Consider the following 759-nt stretch of genomic DNA (forward strand, 5'->3'; position numbering starts at 1 on the left):
ACAAATGGCAGAACAAACAATGCAACGTGCAGCGCTTCCTCACTTTTTTACCCATATTGAGCAGCAGCTCTCTTGTAATACCGGTGAAATTCGCCGCTTATTTCATGGCCGAGGTCGTCAATGGCCAGGTCTAGAACAGCTCACCTGTGACTGGTTGCAAGGGCAGTTAGTCGTCAACTTATTTAAAAATGTCGAAGAAGATTTTCTCGCGGAGTTAAAAGCGGGTTTGTCGCACCTAACAGCCCGTCCGTTATGGCTAGAAAAGCAAGGTCGTTGTGTCTTACTTCAGCATCGATATGCCGATGGCGCGCCTTCAGAAACAGTATGGGGAGAATTAGAGCCTTTCCCTGTGGTGGTCGAAAATGGCTTAAAGTACCAATTGAGCATTGGGCGTAACCAGAATTTCGGGCTGTTTTTGGATATGCGTTACGGCCGTGAGTGGGTTTCATCTAACGCTAAACATAAAAATGTACTGAATCTATTTGCCTATAGTTGCGGTTTTTCAGTAGCGGCTATTGCTGGTGGTGCTGACCAAGTTGTGAATGTCGATATGGCCAAAGCATCACTGGCTAAGGGTCGTGAAAACCATCAATTAAATGGCCACAATCTCAATTCAGTGAAGTTTCTTGGACATGATATTTTCAAGTCTTGGGGAAAAATCAAAAAATCAGGGCCATATGATCTGATTATTATTGATCCCCCTTCGTTTCAAAAAGGCAGCTTTGCGCTAACTAAAGATTATCAACGTATCTTACGCCG

General features: G+C 44.3%; 1 protein-coding gene. It reads left to right on the plus strand.

Features of this window, described 5'->3' with window-relative positions:
• Positions 1 to 19: 19 nt before the first annotated feature.
• The coding region (locus tag GMA8713_RS26045) for a class I SAM-dependent methyltransferase (protein WP_062715566.1) at positions 20 to 759 on the plus strand (740 nt) is incomplete at its 3' end.

The organism is Grimontia marina (assembly GCF_900060185.1).
Taxonomy (GTDB): Bacteria; Pseudomonadota; Gammaproteobacteria; order Enterobacterales; family Vibrionaceae; genus Enterovibrio; species Enterovibrio marinus.